21 protein-coding genes are annotated in these 16,995 nt (G+C 69.3%); 7 read left to right on the top strand and 14 right to left on the bottom strand.

Annotated elements, in window-relative coordinates; all coding sequences use genetic code 11:
- Positions 1 to 119: 119 nt before the first annotated feature.
- From QRN27_RS06915 to QRN27_RS06895, 5 genes are all read right to left on the bottom strand, one after another.
- Positions 120 to 437: a transcriptional regulator gene (locus tag QRN27_RS06915; protein ID WP_285041302.1), complete on the bottom strand. Its 318-nt coding sequence runs from the start codon at positions 435 to 437 to the stop codon at positions 120 to 122.
- On the bottom strand, positions 434 to 946 hold the full coding sequence (locus QRN27_RS06910) for a hypothetical protein (RefSeq protein ID WP_285041300.1): 513 nt from the start codon (positions 944 to 946) through the stop codon (positions 434 to 436). The genes QRN27_RS06915 and QRN27_RS06910 overlap by 4 nt, the downstream gene beginning before the upstream one ends.
- A gap of 68 nt (positions 947 to 1,014) precedes the next feature.
- Complete coding sequence (locus QRN27_RS06905) at positions 1,015 to 1,590, bottom strand: GNAT family N-acetyltransferase (protein WP_285041299.1); 576 nt, start codon at positions 1,588 to 1,590, stop codon at positions 1,015 to 1,017.
- Between the two features lie 42 nt (positions 1,591 to 1,632).
- On the bottom strand, positions 1,633 to 1,854 hold the full coding sequence (locus QRN27_RS06900) for a hypothetical protein (protein ID WP_285041298.1): 222 nt from the start codon (positions 1,852 to 1,854) through the stop codon (positions 1,633 to 1,635).
- Positions 1,855 to 1,874: 20 nt separating this feature from the next.
- On the bottom strand, positions 1,875 to 2,162 hold the full coding sequence (locus tag QRN27_RS06895; RefSeq protein ID WP_285041297.1) for a hypothetical protein: 288 nt from the start codon (positions 2,160 to 2,162) through the stop codon (positions 1,875 to 1,877).
- 122 nt (positions 2,163 to 2,284) lie between these two features.
- On the opposite strand from QRN27_RS06895, the gene QRN27_RS06890 reads away from it, so the two are divergent.
- Positions 2,285 to 3,439: an epoxide hydrolase family protein gene (locus QRN27_RS06890; RefSeq protein ID WP_285041295.1), complete on the top strand. Its 1,155-nt coding sequence runs from the start codon at positions 2,285 to 2,287 to the stop codon at positions 3,437 to 3,439.
- Here QRN27_RS06890 and QRN27_RS06885 read toward each other — a convergent pair.
- Positions 3,423 to 4,457 carry a helix-turn-helix transcriptional regulator gene (locus tag QRN27_RS06885; protein ID WP_285041294.1) on the bottom strand — a complete coding sequence of 345 codons (1,035 nt, stop codon included), beginning with the start codon at positions 4,455 to 4,457 and terminating at the stop codon, positions 3,423 to 3,425. The genes QRN27_RS06890 and QRN27_RS06885 overlap by 17 nt on opposite strands.
- Positions 4,458 to 4,503: 46 nt before the next feature.
- Positions 4,504 to 5,073 carry a TetR/AcrR family transcriptional regulator gene (locus tag QRN27_RS06880; protein WP_285041293.1) on the bottom strand — a complete coding sequence of 190 codons (570 nt, stop codon included), beginning with the start codon at positions 5,071 to 5,073 and terminating at the stop codon, positions 4,504 to 4,506.
- 106 nt (positions 5,074 to 5,179) lie between these two features.
- Here QRN27_RS06880 and QRN27_RS06875 point away from each other — a divergent pair, with 106 nt between their 5' ends.
- A complete protein-coding gene (locus QRN27_RS06875; protein ID WP_285041292.1) occupies positions 5,180 to 5,929 on the top strand; it encodes an SDR family NAD(P)-dependent oxidoreductase in 750 nt (249 codons plus the stop codon).
- Positions 5,930 to 6,052: 123 nt separating this feature from the next.
- On the opposite strand, the gene QRN27_RS06870 is transcribed toward QRN27_RS06875, so the two are convergent.
- Positions 6,053 to 7,057, bottom strand: coding sequence for a glycosyl hydrolase family 18 protein (locus tag QRN27_RS06870; RefSeq protein WP_285041290.1), 1,005 nt, complete (start codon positions 7,055 to 7,057; stop codon positions 6,053 to 6,055).
- A 43-nt stretch (positions 7,058 to 7,100) separates the two neighbouring features.
- Complete coding sequence (locus QRN27_RS06865) at positions 7,101 to 8,093, bottom strand: helix-turn-helix transcriptional regulator (protein ID WP_285041288.1); 993 nt, start codon at positions 8,091 to 8,093, stop codon at positions 7,101 to 7,103.
- 90 nt (positions 8,094 to 8,183) lie between these two features.
- On the opposite strand from QRN27_RS06865, the gene QRN27_RS06860 reads away from it, so the two are divergent.
- A complete protein-coding gene (locus QRN27_RS06860) occupies positions 8,184 to 8,549 on the top strand; it encodes a VOC family protein (protein ID WP_285041287.1) in 366 nt (121 codons plus the stop codon).
- Positions 8,550 to 8,568: 19 nt separating this feature from the next.
- On the opposite strand, the gene QRN27_RS06855 is transcribed toward QRN27_RS06860, so the two are convergent.
- The gene (locus tag QRN27_RS06855) at positions 8,569 to 8,931 is read right to left on the bottom strand and encodes a cupin domain-containing protein (RefSeq protein WP_285041286.1); all 363 of its coding nucleotides are present in this window, start codon (positions 8,929 to 8,931) and stop codon (positions 8,569 to 8,571) included.
- Positions 8,932 to 9,088: 157 nt separating this feature from the next.
- Between QRN27_RS06855 and QRN27_RS06850 the strand changes: the two genes are divergently transcribed.
- From QRN27_RS06850 to QRN27_RS06840, 3 genes are all read left to right on the top strand, one after another.
- Complete coding sequence (locus QRN27_RS06850) at positions 9,089 to 10,561, top strand: MFS transporter (RefSeq protein ID WP_285041285.1); 1,473 nt, start codon at positions 9,089 to 9,091, stop codon at positions 10,559 to 10,561.
- Positions 10,554 to 11,534, top strand: coding sequence for an alpha/beta hydrolase (locus tag QRN27_RS06845; protein WP_285041284.1), 981 nt, complete (start codon positions 10,554 to 10,556; stop codon positions 11,532 to 11,534). Before QRN27_RS06850 ends, QRN27_RS06845 begins: the two co-directional genes overlap by 8 nt.
- A 157-nt stretch (positions 11,535 to 11,691) precedes the next feature.
- The gene (locus QRN27_RS06840) at positions 11,692 to 11,886 is read left to right on the top strand and encodes a hypothetical protein (RefSeq protein WP_285041283.1); all 195 of its coding nucleotides are present in this window, start codon (positions 11,692 to 11,694) and stop codon (positions 11,884 to 11,886) included.
- A 121-nt stretch (positions 11,887 to 12,007) separates the two neighbouring features.
- Here QRN27_RS06840 and QRN27_RS06835 read toward each other — a convergent pair whose 3' ends face one another.
- From QRN27_RS06835 to QRN27_RS06820, 4 genes are all read right to left on the bottom strand, one after another.
- On the bottom strand, positions 12,008 to 12,568 hold the full coding sequence (locus tag QRN27_RS06835; RefSeq protein WP_285041282.1) for a GAD-like domain-containing protein: 561 nt from the start codon (positions 12,566 to 12,568) through the stop codon (positions 12,008 to 12,010).
- Between the two features lie 168 nt (positions 12,569 to 12,736).
- Positions 12,737 to 13,225 (bottom strand): aromatic ring-opening dioxygenase LigA, encoded by a 489-nt coding sequence (locus tag QRN27_RS06830; RefSeq protein WP_194668816.1) that lies wholly within the window; start codon positions 13,223 to 13,225, stop codon positions 12,737 to 12,739.
- A gap of 403 nt (positions 13,226 to 13,628) precedes the next feature.
- Positions 13,629 to 14,264, bottom strand: coding sequence for a response regulator (locus tag QRN27_RS06825; RefSeq protein ID WP_285041280.1), 636 nt, complete (start codon positions 14,262 to 14,264; stop codon positions 13,629 to 13,631).
- The gene (locus QRN27_RS06820; protein ID WP_285041279.1) at positions 14,261 to 16,000 is read right to left on the bottom strand and encodes a sensor histidine kinase; all 1,740 of its coding nucleotides are present in this window, start codon (positions 15,998 to 16,000) and stop codon (positions 14,261 to 14,263) included. The genes QRN27_RS06825 and QRN27_RS06820 overlap by 4 nt, the downstream gene beginning before the upstream one ends.
- A 111-nt stretch (positions 16,001 to 16,111) precedes the next feature.
- Between QRN27_RS06820 and QRN27_RS06815 the strand changes: the two genes are divergently transcribed.
- Complete coding sequence (locus tag QRN27_RS06815; RefSeq protein ID WP_285041278.1) at positions 16,112 to 16,975, top strand: universal stress protein; 864 nt, start codon at positions 16,112 to 16,114, stop codon at positions 16,973 to 16,975.
- Positions 16,976 to 16,995: the final 20 nt, after the last annotated feature.

The raw sequence follows: 16,995 nt of genomic DNA, 5'->3' as shown, positions 1-16,995 counted from the left end.
TGTGCGTGACGCCGGGCGACAGTCTGCCCCTGCGGCTCAGGACGGCGTAGGTGTCCCCGGCCCATACGCACGGCGTTCGGGTGTCGTCTTCGTACACGGAGGTTCGCCGGTGTCCCGGCTCACTCCACCGGGATCCCGGCGGCGATGCTCGACAGGGCGGCGAGGTGGGCTTCGAGGGCGACCGAACCGGCGGGGGTCAGGGCGATCCAGGTGAGGCGCCGGGAGTCGGTCCGTGTCGACGACCGTTCCTTGCGGAGGGCGATCAGCCCGGCGTCGACCAACACCTTCAGATGCTTCGAGAGCTTGGCGTCGTCGATGGCGAGGGCGTCGCGGACGACGGAGAACTCCAGCTCGTCGACGGTGCGGAGCAGTCCGCAGATCCGGAGTCGCAGGGGCGCGTGGATCACCTCGTTGAAGGCGGGTGCCGGTGTGCTCATCGTGCGGGTCGCGCCGTCGGGGCGGCGATCTCCTGGCGGAGCGCTTCGTCGTATCGGCGTCCGAGGACGACGGTCGCCACGAAGGTCACGCCGGCCGGGATGAGCGCCCACCAGGGCGAGACCCCGAGGAACTTGAACGCGATGCTGCAGGACATGGCGGCGACGAGCACGAGGAGCGTCGCCAGGAGCAGCCGGCGGCTCCGCGGGCCGGCCGGCTTCGTCACCACGACACCCGCCGTGCGGGCGTACGTCGTGGTCAGGACGGGGATCGCGGCTATGCCGAGGGCGATCGCACCCAGCGGCCAGGCACCGGGGAGAGCGTGAGCGCCCGCGAAGACGGCGGTGATGAGTCCGAGCGCCGGGTGGTACCACCACGGCGTGATGATGCGGGCAGCGAGGTGCTCCTGATCGCGGGTCATGTCGTCGAGTGCAGTCTGCGCCTCGGACGGCGAGGTACTGGAAGATGCCGGGCGTCGGTCCGGCGCAGGGTACTCGAAGTGACTTTCCATGATCGCAACTCTACGCCGAGGGTTGCGATCATCGCAAGTGACTGCGCCGAGGTCTGGCGGCCGCGTCGCTAGTGCTTCGGACCGGGTCTCGTCCCTCCGTGCTGCCCGGGTGCCTCCGAGGCGGACGACTCCCACCGGACTTCGCCGTCCTCGATCGTCGTTGTCGGCTGCAGGCCCTGCCGCTGCGCCACACGCTGGGACGCCGTGTGCTCCGGGTGGATCGATGCGGCGAACCGCTCCACCCCGTGGGCGTGCAGCCAGGTGACCATGAGATCGGTGGCCTCGGCGGCGAACCCGAGTCGCTGGTGGGCCGGATCGATCACCCAGGCGATCTCGGCCAGCGTGCCCTCGTCCACATCACCCTCGCCCCCGGCGTGCACCGTGGCCTGGACGAAGCCGATGAGGGTGTCGATGTCCTGGCGGCGCACCATCCAGTTGAGCCAGGCCTCCGAATCGTCCGCCGGCCCCCGCAGCTGGGATCGGTACCGCGCGGTGAGCGTGTCGAGCGTCGGCGGTTCTCCACCGGTGAAGGTGTACAGGGCGGGGTCGGCGAGCACGTCGACCATCGCCGCGGCATGGTCGACCGAGAGCGGCTCCAGCTTGACGCGGTCCGACGTCAGCGATTCGATCACGGGGAGGGGCATGCGTCGAGCATGGCAGTCTCCTGGTGGTTCCGGCGCGCTGCGTCAGTCGGTTCGCGCGTCCCGCGGAGGATCGTCGGCCAGCGGGCTCTGGGCGCGGCCAGCGCGGAGACCCGCCACGAGGAGGACGGTCGCCAAGATGAGCTGCACCGCCGCGAGGACAAGCTGGAAGACGTCGCCGGGGTCGCCCGACCATCCGGCCGCGAACAGCACCCCGAGTTGCGCCGCCGCAAGCGCGAGCAGCACGATCGCCAGGCTGACCGTCACACTCCGACGCGTGGCCGGTGTCACGGCGTGCTCTCCGTTGGCGACGCGTCGTTCGTGGCCTTCGCGTCGTCCGTGGAACGGCCGTCGCGTTCCTGCTCGCGCGCGCGCCTCGTCACGCCTCGGATCCAGATGAGGGTGCCGACCCCCAGGAGGATCTCCAGACCGCCCAGCACGACACCGTGGATGTCGTGAGCCGAGCCGGTCCATGAGAGGAGCCGTCCGCCCGCCATGCCGAGGCCGATCACTGTGAATGCCCAGCCGAACACCACCGGCCCGGATCGGTACCCGGGGTCGCTCCAGATCGTCATGCGCGAAGCCTACTGGTGGCGATGCGCTCGCCGTCGGAGGACAGGTGCTGTCCTCGTTCGTCCCTATCGTCGCCAGCGTGGTGCGGCTCATCGGAGCCCACCCGCGAGGGAAGGAAACCATGATGTACACCGACATCCAGCCGTTCCGGATCGACATTCCGGAGGACGCGATCGACGAGCTCACGCGTCGACTCCGGGCCACCCGCTTCCCGCCGCCGCTGCCGGGCAATGACTGGTCGACGGGGGTTCCGGTCGACTACCTCCGGCGCGTGGTCGATCACTGGGCAGGCTCCTTCGACTGGCGTGCGCAGCAGGAAGCGCTGAACGCGTTCCCGCAATTCACGACGGTCATCGACGGGCAGGCCATCCACTTCGTCCACGTCCGCTCGGCGGTCGAGGGTGCGCTCCCGCTGGTGCTCACGCACGGCTGGCCGGGATCGTTCGTCGAGTTCCTGGACCTCGTCGGCCCACTCACCGACCCCGAGGCTCACGGGCGGGAGGCGGCTGACGCCTTCGACGTGGTCATCCCCTCCCTGCCCGGCTTCGGGTTCTCGAGCCCCGTCGTCGAGGGCGGGTGGGACGCGGCGAGGATCGGGCGGACGTGGGCGACGCTCATGGAGCGGCTCGGCTACGAGCGGTACGGCGTGCAGGGCGGCGACATCGGCGCTGCGGTGTCACCCCAGGTGGCGAGGGCGGCACCGATGCGCGTGGTCGGCGTGCACGTCAACGGATCAGTGGGAATGCCGCTGCAGGCGCCGAGCGAGGCCGAGCTGGCGAGCTTCACCCCGCTGGAACTCGACCGTCTCGCACGGGTCCAGGCCTTCATGCGCGACGAGTACGGCTACATCGCGATCCAGTCGACCCGGCCGCAGACGATCGGAGCGGCGCTGGTCGACTCACCGGTCGGCCTGCTCGCGTGGATCATCGACAAGTTCCACGCGTGGACGGTGCCGCACGAGGCGCTTCCCGAGACGGTCGTCCCGCTCGATCGTCTGCTGACGAACGTCTCGCTGTACTGGTTCACCGAGACCGCCGGCACCGCCGCCTACGTCGGATACGCGCAGCACACGGCGTGGGGTGCGGCCGACGAACCGTCTGGCGTTCCCACCGGCGTCATCATGTTCGCCCACGACGTCGGGATCCGCAGCGTCGCCGAGCGGGAGCACACCATCACGCGGTGGACCGACGTCACCGACCGCGGCGGCCACTTCGCCGCCCTCGAGGAACCGAAGGCTCTCATCGACGATCTGACCGAGTTCTTCAGACCGCTCCGCTGACCGGCGGCGGGTCGGTCTCCTGGGCCGGCCCGTCCGAGGGCGGGTCGGCCGGGTTCGACTCGGCCGCCCGGCCCGCCTGCTCCGCCACCCTCCCGAACGCGGCACGCAAGCCGTCGGGTTCGATCACCTCCACATCGGCCTGCACGAGGAGCAACCACCGGGCGATCGCGTCGTGGCTGTCCGCTCCGGCGCGCACCACCGTGACTTCGGGGGACACGGCTTCGACGCTGCCCCACGCCGGCGCGACCCACCTGGACACCGCCTCGATCGGCGCGTGGACGCGGACGGTGCCGGTGACCTGCTGCCAGCCGACGGTGAGCTGTCGGGTGACCCATCCCTCGACATCCGGATTGGGGAGCAGGCGTTCCCGGACGGGCAGCTCGGTCGCCGCGAACCCGGTGATGCGGTCGACGCGGAACGTGCGCCAGGCGTCGGCGTCGAGGTCGAAGGCGACGAGGTACCACCGCCGTGCCGTGTTGACGAGTCGGTGCGGGTCGACGCGGCGCGGGGTCGAGGTCCCGTCGCGCCCCGTATATGCGAACCCGACTCGGCGCCGCACCAGGCATGTCCTCGCGAGGTCGCCGAGGAGGGTGATGTCGACCGTCGGATGGTCGATCGGCTCCAGGGCGTCCACGGGGGTGTCGAGGGTGACGGCTGCGACCGCGTCGACGATCCAGCGCGCCCGAGGCGGCAGTGATGCGACGACCTTCGTGAGTGAACTTGCTGCGAGGGTCCCGTCGACGTCGTCCTGCCAGCGCCGGAGCGCCAGCGCGCAGGCGAGTGCCTCCTCCGTGGTCAGGTGGATCGGGGGCAGTACCGCACCCGGTTCGATCGAGTACCCGCCGTCGACCCCGAGGCGCGTGTCGACCGGGTACCCGAGATCGCGGAGCCGTGCCACGTCGCGCCGCACGGTCCTCGTGGTCACGCCGAGGCGGTCGGCCAAGCGCTCGGTGGCCATGAACCCGTTCCGCTGGAGCAGCTCCAGCAGTCGGAACGTCCGTGACGTCGTATCCCACATGGACCAAGCATGCTCCAGGCCGAGGACACGTCCTGTCCGCGAGGGGTCAGGCGACCGGGTGTCCTGTCCCGGCCCTGTCAGGGCGGAGACCGGCGAGCACGACCTCCAACATGACCCGGCTGTCGGGGTCGTCGCTAGGAATTCGGCCCATGCGAGCGGCGTGGGCGATGCCGCACAGGAGCAGCAGCACCTGGCCCGGTCCGACGTCCGGCCGCAGGTGGCCGAGCGCGGCGGCGCGCTGCATCAGCGTCCCGAGGTCCTCGATCAACGCCGTCTGCAACTGCGTCGTCCGTTCCAGTGCCGTCTCCCGTCTCGAGACGACCTTCTCGAACAGGGGGTCTTCGACGAGGAGGCGGAAATGTGCGGAGAGCGCCTGGTCGAGGTGCTCCGGGCCGGCCTGGCGGAGGATCGTCGCAAGGGCGTCGAACCGGTCCCAGACCAGTGCCTCTTCGAGTTCGGCGACCGTCGCGAAGTGGCGATAGACCGTCCCGACACCGACGTCGGCCGCGTGGGCGACCGTGTTGAGAGCGGGCGCCTCCCCTGCGGCGACCAGGGATCGAGCCGCCTCGAGGATGTGCAGCCGCGTCCGAGCAACGTCTCGCCGAGGGGTACCCATCGTCACAGCGTACCCGGATCACGCGTGTCAGCGGATAGAGTATCCGTGCGGATAAGTTATCCGCATTCCGACTGAAAGGCCCATCGTGCCTCACTCCTCTCGCCCCGTGGCCGTCATCACCGGGGCCAGTTCCGGCATCGGCGCGCAATTCGCACGCAGGTATGCAGCCGAAGGATTCGACCTCGTCCTGGTCGCCCGCTCCGGCGAGGTGTTGCGGGCGCTGGCGGACGAGCTCGCCTCGGTCCATCAGATCGTCGCGCAGGTGCACGTCGCCGACCTGACCCGCACGGCTGACGTCGATGCACTGGTCGCCGAGCTCCTCGACGGGCTGGTGCGCGTCGACCACCTCGTCAACTCAGCCGGAGTCGCGCCCGAGGGGGATCTGTCGGACACCGCAGAGCGTGACCTTCGCGACCTGGTGGCGCTGAACGTGACGGCGCTGACGCTCCTGAATCGTGCGGCGGTCATCCGCATGCGGGCACAGGGCACGGGCACGATCATCAACATCGGCAGTGCGGCCGGCTATCAACCGATGCCGCACTTCGCCGCCTATTCCGCGACGAAGTCCTATGTGATCAACCTCTCCGAGGCGCTGTCCGAGGAGAATCGACCGTTCGGGCTCCGGATCTTCGCGGTGTCCCCGGGCGACACCGACACCGGCATGGGGTCCAATCCCTCGACCGCCAAGCGCATGCCCGAGCAGGTCGTCGACACCGCGTGGCGGGCGATGCGCGGGACGGCGCCCTCGGTGGTCGACGGTGTCGCGAACAGCATCCTGGCCGTGGTGTCCTCACGCGTCCTGCCGAAGCGGTTCGGGCTGCGGATCGCCGAACGGATGATGCGCCGCATGGTCTGAGCCTGGTCTCCGCGAGCGGTGATGACGCGGGTGGGCTCAGCCGGAGCTGGCGCGCGAGCAGCGTTCTCGGCAGGTGCCGTCATCGCGCTCGGCGCCCGCGGACCGCCGCCGCTCGCCCAGGCTTCAGCTGATCGGGTCGCCGAGGCTCAGCTCCCACACGGCGAGACCGTGCACCCCCTGCTGCGTCGCGAGGGCTTTCCGCAGGCCGAGGGTCTTGGCGTCGGACCACCAGATGACCGTGCCGTCGGCGAGCTTCGCGGTCCACTCCTGCTGCTTCGCGTCGAACCTCGCACGCTTCCCGGCCTTCTCGCGGGCTTGGGCGACGGTCAGCTGCGCGCCGTCGGTGCCGTCGCCCGGCCAGGTGTACGCGTACTCGGCGACGCCGAGGTCGATCTTGCCCTTCGGGACCCCGGTCGCGATGAACGCGGCGAGGACGCTCTTCACCCAGGGGGTGCCACCGATTGGGCCTGCCTTGGTCCAGGTGGGGCCGTGCTGGTCGTAGGCCATGAGGACGAACCGCCCGACGGAGGCGTCCAGAGCGCTCAGCTCGTAGCCCTCGTCCGCGTAGCCGGCTGCGGTGTCGGTCGCCATGAGGGCCATCGAGATGGTCGATGCGGCCGGGAGCGCGGCACGCAGTTCCGTCATGAAGCTCGTGAGACCGGCCGTGTGGGTGCGGTCGAGCGATTCGAGGTCGACCTGCACGCCGTCGAACCCGCCTCGCTCGACCCTGGACACGAGCGACGCGACGACGGCTTTCCGGTTCGCCGTGCTGCTGAGGAGCTTGGTGGCGATGGCGGGCGAGAAGTCACCAACGGACGCGTCGAAGTTGCCGAAGAGGAGTTCGGTCTTCAGTCCGTGCCGCTTCGCCTCGGTGACCATGGCCGCGGCTTCTCGCGGGGTCGCCGTGACCTTGGCGCCGTTGGAGGACAGGTTGACGCCGTCGATCCCGACGAGCGAGAGGGCTGCGGCACTCGGGGCGATGTGCTGCGCGCCGGACCCCGTCATGAGGTACCCCTCGATCGGCAGTCCAGCGGCGGCGTTCGCGGGGGAGGACACGAGGAGGGGGACCGCGAGCGCGGTTGCTCCCAGGGTGACCAAGAGGTTCCGGAGGGTCCGTCGGGTGTGCATGTCTGATTCTCTCGGTCCTCGGAGGCGATCGGGCACCGGCGTCTCACTGCGGCGTCGGTTCGCGCGCTCCTCCCGGACTTGAAGCGGGTCCGTCGTCGTGCCGACGGGCGAGGTCTGCCGCGAGTTCCGCGATGCGCCGGCGGGCGGCTGCCGGGGCGAGGACGTCGATGTGATCGCCGAACTGCAACAGCTGACGCACGGCTTCGACCTCCGGATAGGCGACCGTCAGGGTCTGCCAGCCGTCGACGTCGACCGGCCCGGCTGGGTGCAATCGACTTCCCAGGATGCGTGCGGCGAGGTCGAGTCGGCTTGCTCGGAGCCGGATGGTCACCTCGACCTGCCCCGGGGCTTCGGTGCGCTCGCGGAGTCGGGTCCAGACCGAGCGCAGGTCGTGCCCGTCGGGTGTCACCGCACGTTCCGGGAGTGCCTCGTACCGTTCGAGCCGATCGAGCGCGAAGAGCTTCGGCTTCCGGTTGTCATCGGCGACGAGGTACCAGCGGCCGGACTTCGACACCAGCCCGTAGGGGTCGACGTCGCGGGTGGCGGCGTGTTCGGCACCGCTTCGGCGGTAGTGGATCCGGAGCCGTGAGCGGGAGCGCAAGGTCATCGCCAGATCCGCGACGTCCGGTTCGCGGGTCTCGGCGGTGAGCCACCTCGAGTTCTCGACGATGACGAGCTCCGCCAGGTTCGTGCCCTCGTCCCCGGTGCGGCGGGCAGCGATCTTCCGCAGGGCCATGTCGTGAGCGGCCGCGATCCCCAGCTGTTGGCGCTGCGTGTCGTCGAGCCCCGCGATCGCCAGCGAGTCCATCTCAGCGGGATCCAGATGTGATGCGTTCAGCCGCGCGCCCGGAAGCAGGACGATGCCGCCGTATCTGCCGCGCTCGGCGTACACGGGCACGCCCGCGGTCGAGAGCGCTTCGACGTCGCGGAGGATCGTCCGAGTCGAGACCTCCAACCGTTCGGCCAGCTCGACGGTGGTCATGCGCTGCCGGGTCTGGAGGAGGAGCAGGAGGCTCAGGAGTCGGGCGGCCTTCATGGGATCAATGTTCTCGTGAAACCTGACAGGAACTGTCGTGATTCGCCGATTGGCTGAGAACACCTCGACACACACCGATAGGAGATCCCAATGTCTGCACCAAACCTCTTCCTGATCCAGGTCCAGGACGCCCGAGCCGCCACTGCGTTCTACAGCGAGCTCTTCGAGATCGAACCGGTCTTCACGAGCACGCGGTACGTGGCATTCCCGGTGGCTCCGGGTGTCCTGTTCGCCCTCTGGACGGGACGCAACGAGCACGCGGTTCCCGGCACGCCGCGCACGTCCGAAGTGGGGCTCATGGTCCCCGGCTCGCAGTCCGCCGTCGACCGGCTGTTCGCGGAGTGGACCGCCAAGGGCGTCACGGTCGTCGAACCGCCGTACGATGACGTCTTCGGCCGGACGTTCGTCGTCGCCGATCCTGATGGGAACCTCATCCGCGTGTCGCCCGTCGATTGACGGTGGTCTTCGTCCGTCGTCAGGACGAGGAGCTCTCGACCGGTGGTTCGCCCATGATCAACTCGGGCGTGATACCGGCAGGCACCGGGAACCAGGCGAGGAAGGTGACGCCCTCGTCGGTCGCGTCGAAGCGGGTGATCGTCTCGTTCGCCGGTTCGTAGAAGGTGTCGCCGGTGCGGAGGACGGTCTGCTCTCCGTTCCCCACTCGGAAGAACACGGACCCGGATTCGACCACGCCGAAGACGGGCCCGTTGTGCCAGTGCGCACCGGGGTGGACGTCTGCCGGGATGGTGATGCGTCGCACCTCGACGGAGGCGAAGGACGTTACGCCCTCCAGGTCCACGGTGGCCAGCGTTTCGCGGGTGATCAGGGGTGTGGTCATGGGTCGATGATGTCATCGCGAGGCGAGCACGAGGGAGATCATCGATCGACGATGCGCTACTCTCGTCGCAGAGGGAAAAATCCCGTCGTGCCTCGGCCGACGGAAACGCACAAGCGTCTCGTGGGAGCCGCCACTTCTTCATCGAAGGAGTGCGCCCATGCTCGAACCCTCAATCTCCCCAGTGGTCCAGCCGCCACCACCAGCACGGCTCCGCGACGCGTGGGTCGCGCTCGCCGGTCTCTCGGCGGTGTTCCTGTTCGAGATGCTCGACAACTCCGTCCTGAACGTCGCACTCCCGACCATCGGGCGCGAGCTCACGGCGTCCACCTCGTCGCTGCAGTGGGTGTCGGGGGCGTACTCGGTCGCCTTCGGCGGACTAATGCTGCTGTTCGGTGCGGTGGCCGATCGGTTCGGTCGGCGACGGATCATGCTCATCGGGCTCGTGCTGCTTACGATCGTGAGCGGCCTGACGGTGTTCGTCACCTCGGTGGAGCAGTTGATCGCGGTGCGTGCGCTGATGGGCGTGGCCGCGGCGATGACGACCCCCGGGTCCATGGCCTTGGCGTTCCGCATGTTCGACGCGGACGATCTGCGCGTGCGTGCCCTGACGGTCATCTCGACCGCTGGACTGGTCGGCCTCGCCGCCGGACCCACGATCGGCGGGTTCGTCCTCGCCGTCGCACCGTGGCAGATGCTCATCGTCGCCAACGCCCCCATCGCGATCATCGCTCTCATCGGCATCCGCGCCGGAATCGTTGCCGACCGGCGAGAGCAGCTGCACCGTGAGCGCATCGACGTGGTCGGCGCCATCCTCGGCACCGCGACCATCGTCGGTGCCCTCCTCACGCCGACCCTGTTCGTCGCCGGCGACGACTTTCCGCTGGCGTGGGGCGTGGCTGTGGCGACCGTGGCGGCCGTGGTCGGGTTCGTGGTCCGCGAGCGCACCGCACGTCACCCGCTGCTGAATCTGCGGCTCGTCGCCCAGCCCCTGGTCGCCTCCGGCTTGGCCTACAAGGCCGCCTCTGGACTCGCGATGGCGGGCCTGTCCTACCTGACGACGTTGCAGCTGCAGTTCGCGTGGGGGTGGCCGCCGGCCCTTGCCGCGCTCGGCATGCTCCCGCAGGTCGTGGTGTTGCTGGCGAGTGGTCGCTCCGTCGGTCCGTTCGTGCATCGGGTGGGCCTCGATCGTGCCGCTTGGATGAGCGCTGCCGCGGTGGTCGCGGGGCTCGCCGTGTTCGCGATCCTCAGCCGATTCGGGTACCCCTGGGTGCTGGTCGCGCTGGTGCTCGTCGCCGCCGGGATGCGCGTGGTCGGGGTCGTCGCCGGCAACAACGTCCTCCGCGGCCTCCCGTCGGACCGCACGTCCATCGGTGCGGCCCTGGTCGACACGGCCAGCGAGTTGGCCACGGCTGTCGGGATCGCTGCGACCGGCACCATCCTCGCCGCGCTCGTCGGGGGCCGAATCACGACGATGACGTCGACCTCCGATCGGCTCGCGTCGTTCGAGGACGCGATCCTCATCGCCGGACTCACCATCACCTGCCTCGCCGCGGCCCTCGTCGCCGTCGGCATCCACCGTTCACGTCGCACCCCGTCCGAACTCACCATCCAGGAGTCCTCCCATGTCTGACCTTTCGCCCCGACCCCCGTTCGATCCCGAACTGGCCACCTTCCTCACCGCCCTCGAAGCGCGCGGCCCGTTCACCCTGACGGCGGAGATGCTGCCGCGCATGCGCGCCCTCGAGGTGACCGAGGAGGCCCTCGACGAGCGGTTGCGCTCCCGGGGATACGAGCGGCGCACGCTCACCGTTCCCGGCCACCTCGGGGATCCGATCACGCTCGCGGTCATCCAACGGATCGGCCGCACGGGACCGACGGCCGCGGTGTACACGATCCACGGGGGCGGGATGATGTTCGGCCACCACCTCGGGAACCTCGACTCCTACGACGACTGGCTCCTGAACGACCACGACGTGGTGCTCGTGAGTGTCGACTACCGTCTCGCCCCGGAGCACCCGGACCCGTACCCCGTGGAGGACTGCTACGCCGGGCTCGTCTGGGTCGCGGCGCACGCTGACGAACTCGGCATCGATCTTGAGCGCATCGTGATCGCCGGACAGAGTGCCGGTGGCGGACTTGCTGCGGGCACCGCCCTCCTCGCCCGGGACCGCAACGGGCCGGCGCTCCTGGCGCAGATCCTGGTGTCGCCGATGCTCGACGACCGTGACGCCACGGTGTCGACGCAGCAGATCGACGGTGTGGGAGTGGCGGATCGACAGCTGACCCGTTTCGGTTGGGATGCGTACCTTGGATCCCGGCGCACTGGTGACGACGTCTCCATCTTTGCCGCGCCGGCTCGGGCGACCGACCTCACCGGGCTCCCGCGCACCTACCTCGACTGCGGCAGCGCTGAGGTGTTCCGTGACGAGACGGTCGCCTACGCCAGTGCGCTCTGGGCTGCGGGTGGCGACGCGGAACTGCACGTGTGGCCGGGTGCGTTCCACGGTTTCACGAGCATGATGCCGGACGCCACCATCTCCAGGACCGCCACGGCGGCTCTGGCCGACTGGACCAGGCGGTTGCTCGGGACGGGGCGTCGCTGAAAGCCTTTATCAACCTGGCCCGACCTGACCTGACCTGATCCGATCCCCTGGCTTCGCCGCGGTCGAGTGAGGCGATGTCGGCGCAGGCTGCTGGTCCATCCAGGGTTCGGTGGAACGCGCGGAACAGTGCCTCACACGGTCCGGCTAGGCTCGAGTCATGGCCGCATGGAGTCGTTATTTCTTGGCCGCCTCACTCGTCGTTGGCATTGCGGGGATCCTCTTCGCCCAACGGCTGCCTGAGTGGTGGGGACCGACCTCAATCGTTCTCATGGTCGTCGCGGCCATCGCCTTCCTGTCGGTCTCCATCGTCGACTACCGACGTCGGCGGGCGGTGCAGAACTCCCCGCGGTGATGCCGAGCCATCCGAGGCACCTATCACACCGATGGCTGATCGCGTTTAGAGCTCCGGGCCGAGGTCCGCGGCTCGCTGCCGAGTGGGCGCCGTAGGTATCCCGGCGGGAGCCGCACGGCGGTCAGTGGCCGATGACGCCCTGGAGGTCGACGGCGACCTGGATCGAGGCGATGGTCTCGCGCTTGCGCAGGTTCTCGACCGTGGCCGTGCCGCCCAACGAGAGCAGTGGCTCGAAGACGAACGACTGCTCGTAGGGGAGGTCACCGTGCGTCGCGCCCGCCTCGGGGAAGATGTCCCAGTGCAGGGTGTCGGACAGTTCGTCGGTTCCGTCGAGATCCACCATGAAGAGGAAGTTGTCGACGGAGGTGTTCAGTCCCACCGTTCTACCTTCGCGGAAGAGAATGCCGACGACACCGATGCTCGGTTCCCAGGTGATGAGGTCACCGAGACCGGTGACCATGATCGGGATGGCGATGCCGTCACCCTGCGTCTTGCCGATGCAGTCGCCGGCCTGATCCTCGTAGCGCTTCGGGTCGATGACACGCAGGAAGCCGTGACCGAAGGTCCCATACCCGTAACGTTCCCAGACCTCGACGAGCTCGTCGGGGACACGGCCCCGATATTCCTCGATGAGCTCTTCCGGGACAGGGCCGTGTGTGACGAAGTCGGAGATCTCAACCATGATGTCCAAGCTACCGGGCGCGTGCCGGCACTCCGCGGGACCAGGCCGCCTACAGCGCCCCGGTCGGATCCGCCCGGGGATCGGAACAGGACAGCGGAACGCGACACCCGTCGAGGGTGCCGCGCTCCGCCGTGACCGAATCCGCCGCTACCGACGAGGAGACAGGCCTCAGAGGTTCGTCTGCGGTGCCGCCACCTGGACGGCCCGGCTGAGTGCCGTCGTGGCCCAGCCCAGGAGGGCGAGGATGATGCCGACTCCGATGGCGAAGACGGCGACGCCGAACGACACGACCGAGGTGAAGAGCGAAGCGCGGAGGAACGACGCGTCCATCACGGTCGCTCGGATCGGGTCGTCCTTCTCGAGCTGAGCGTACGTCTTGCCGTCCGCCATCGCGGTGGCGTGCATGTTGATCGCGTCAGCCTGCGCCAACGCGCTGAACGGGCCCGTCACCGGCGCGTTGGCGAGGAACGCCGCGTCCTCGCTCACCGTGATGTGCTGGTCAGCGAGCTGTGAGCTGACGACGCCCCACACCACGCCGCCGGCGACGATCATGACGATCCCGGCGACGATGGCGAGGATTCCAGCCCACCGGGCGAGCAGGCGAGTGCGGGACGTGAGCGTGGTGGCTGCAGCGCTGTTGGTGGTCGTGGTGCTCATGGTGTGTGCTTTCTGTTCGTTCTGCGCGGACGGGGGAGGGGCGGCGCCTTCGAAGACCATCGTCGTCGATCGTCCTTCGCGAGGTGAGGGCCGAAAGTCCCATGGGTTTTCGGACGCTGTCTCCCATGGACGGAGGGCCGAACGGCCCTACCGCGGCAGGTCCGGGCGCGGTTGCCTGAGCAGACACGACGACAGATCGAGGAACGCATGACGGTACGAACGGTGGACACTGCACGATGGCAGCAGCTGTGCCACGCCACCCGCGAGCGGCTCGCACGCAAGGGAACGCTCGACCGACACCGCGACGGCAAGGTCGACCGGGCCGCGGCGCCAGACGGTCCTCCGCCGGAGATCGGCCGCCGTCCAGCTCCGTGACCGCGCTTACCCTTCGATGCCGCGCACCTCAGGGCCTCGGACGGTTGGTGTGCGTGAGCCCGTACACCGCAGCCTGGGTCCGCCGCTCCACACCGATCTTGCCGAGCAGCCCCGACACGTAGTTCTTCACCGTCTTCTCGGCGAGACCGAGGTCCACCCCGATCTGCCGGTTCGTCATGCCTTCGGTGATGCGCGACAGCACCTGGCTCTCGCGCAGGGTGAGACGCGCCTCGTCGGTCGCGGGGTGATCGAGCAGTCGTCTGCGCGCACGAAGGACGAGTTCCGCGTCCATGAGCTGGGCGCCCGCGCTCACCTGACGGATGGCGCTCACGAGACCGGCGCCGCGGATGTCCTTCAAGAGCCATCCCTGCGCTCCCGCGAGCACCGCGGCTTGCTGGGCGTCGTCGTCGTCGAACGCGGTGAGCATGATGCAGGGGAGTTCCGGATGAGCCGAGCGGATGTCGCGGCAGGCGTCCACCCCTGATCCGTCCGGAAGTCGCACATCGAGCACCACCACGTCGGGGGTCGTCGCATCGACCCGGGCGATCGCGTCGTGGACCGTGCCGGCTTCGCCGACCACCGTCAGGTCCGGTTCGCGTTCGATGACGTCGATGATGCCCCGTCGGACCAGTTCGTGGTCGTCGAGGAGGAAGACACGGATCATCGGGAGGAGTCCTTCGAAGGTTCGGGGAGCGGCGCACGCCAGGTCAAGACGGCGCCGTGTTCGGCGCCGGGGGTCAGCTCGCTCGATCCACCGTGCGAGGCCGCCCTCGCGGCCAGATTGGCGATACCGCTCGCCGCGCGAGGACCGTCGCCGCCGAGCCCGAGCCCGTCGTCGGTGACGCGCACCACGACGGCGGACGAGCTCGCCGCCTGCGTCCCACCCGGTTCGATCACGATCGAGACGGTGACCGAGGTCGCCTGAGCGTGACGAGCGGCGTTCGACAACCCCTCGCGGACGACCGCCTCGACGTCGTCGAGCAGCACACCCGCCACGAGGAGGTCCACCTCCCCGTCGAAGATGATCCGTGGTGACGTCGGGAAGGAACCGGCCGCTTCACCGACGACATCGAGGAGACGGTGACGCGCGTCGGCTTCCGGTCGATGGGTCGCTCGGAGGGCGAACACGGAGGTCCGTATCTCGGCGATCGCCTCGTCGAGCAGGTCGGAGATCCCGTCCACGCGAGCGCGCGCCGACGTCGGGAGGGCGTGCAGGTCCAAGCCGTTGAGCGCCAGGCCGGCCCCGAACAACCGTTGGATGACGTTGTCGTGCAGGTCGCGGGCGATCCGCTCCCGATCCTCCAGGAGCGCGACGCGTTCCCGCGCCTCACGGGCGCTCCGGAGCTCCAGAGCGACACTCGCCTGGGCGGCGAAGTCCGTGATCATGTCGAGGTCGAGCTCGACGAACCGCGCAGAACCGGTGGGCCGGGCCACGAGGAGGACGGAATCGGCACCGCCTGGCCGGGCCAGGGGCACGATCATGGCACTGCCGGTGAAGTCGCTCTGGTCAAGGGACCCAGGGCGGGGAAGGCCGAGGGACAGGGCGGGGTTCCCCGAAGCGATGACCTGGGCTGCCGGTGTCGACGCGGCGCTGAAGACGCGACCGAGGTACGCCTCCGCGTCGTCACCCCAGGCCATGTCGGTGGCGAACGCGTCGGAGTCGGTGCGGGCGACCAGCGCCACGACGGCGGCCCCGGTCAGGCGGATGACGGAAGCGGCGATCAAGCCGAGCGGGTCCGCGCCGTCCTGATCGAGGAGCGCGGAGGACACTTCGGCCGAGGCGAGCGCCCAGCGCTGTCGGCGTTGCGATTCGCCGAACAGCCGCGCGTTGTCGATCGCGACGCCCGCAGCACCGGCCAAGGCCTGGAGCAGCTCCTCGTCCTCGGCGCTGAACGGGCCGTCCGCCCGCTCGGTCAGGTAGAGATTCCCGAACACCTGTCCTCGGACCTGGATGGGCACGCCCAGGAAACTCTCCATCGGGGGGTGCCCGTCGGGGAAGCCGACGAACCGGTCGTGGTCGGCGAGGTGGTCGAGACGCACCGGGCTCGGATCGTCGATGAGCGCGCCGAGGACGCCGAGCCCGCGGGGGAGATGACCGATCGACCGTGCCGCCTCGGGGTCGATGCCGACGTGGATGAACTGTTCGAGCATCCCATCCGGCCCGATGACCCCGAGAGCACCGAACCGCGCGCCGGCGAGATCGACGGCTGCTTGCGTGATGCGCCGCAGCACGACCTCCACGTCGAGGTCCTCGGTGATCGCTCGCGTCGCCGTGAGGAGGTCGCGGAGCCGCCCTTGCGTGTGGAGCACGCTCTGCGCCTTCTGGACCAGCTCGTCGATGGCCTTCTCGAGTTCCGACCGCGGCAGCTCCGGAAAGCCGATGGGTGGGTCCGTGCGCACAGGGCTCCTTGGGAAGGGTTCGATCCGATGGGACTTCCGGCCCTATGGCAGGCGCTCGCGTCGCTGAAGAGTTGAATCTACCAGGACCGTCAGAACGAGGGGAGAACGACTGTGGACAAGACGACGACGCTGCCGCAGCGGGCACGGATGACGGTGAGTGAACCGCCGAGCGAAGGACGCGGTCGATGCGTCGTCGGGTTCGACGGATCCTCGGCAGGGGTCACAGCACTCGACTGGGCCGTCACCTGGGCAGCCCGGAACCACCGTGACGTGCACCTGGTGGGGGTCGTCGACGACGACGCCGGAGCCATGAGCGGCACGAGCGCCAGCGACAGCGACCACGCCCGTGCACAGCTGTTGTCGGAGACGGTCGCGCTCCTGACGGAGCAGTACCCCGGAATTGCCGTCACGACCCGGCGCATCACCGGGCCGGTCGCTGCATCGCTGGCGGCCTCCGCCCGACCCAGCGACCTCGTCGTGATCGGGTCGGACAAGACGGGATACGCTCACGGGCGGCTCTTCGGCACCCGAAGTGTCCAGCTCGCCGCCCTCGTACCCGGCCCGCTCACGGTCGTCCCCGCGGCGGATCTCCGATTTCGAGCCGGCGTCCTCGTGGCGATCGACGGGACGCCGGAGTCCTCGCGGCTGGCCCGCGCCGGTGCGGAGGAGGCCGTGGCTCGGCAGTGCGCCCTCGGCCTCGTCCATGCCATCGCCGTCGACGCCACGTCCGAGCGACGACAGCTGGGCGAGGCTGTCCTGCGCGAGGCGTTCGAGGCTGCTCGAGCAGTGGCGCCCGGACTCGAGATCAGCCGCCACCTGGCCAACCGGCGACCCGCTGAGGCGATGCTCAACCTCGCACGGGATCGTGCGCTCCTCGTCATGGGTCGTTCCCGTCGCAACGCCGCGCCCGGAGTCGGCGGCACTCTGCACGAGGTGCTCATCAACGCGAACGTCCCCGTCATGGTCCTTCCCTGACGTCCGTCCCTCCACCAGCG

The organism is Plantibacter sp. LMC-P-059a, from assembly GCF_030209505.1.
Lineage (GTDB): Bacteria > Actinomycetota > Actinomycetes > Actinomycetales > Microbacteriaceae > Plantibacter.
This window is presented reverse-complemented; position numbering and strand designations above follow the sequence as displayed.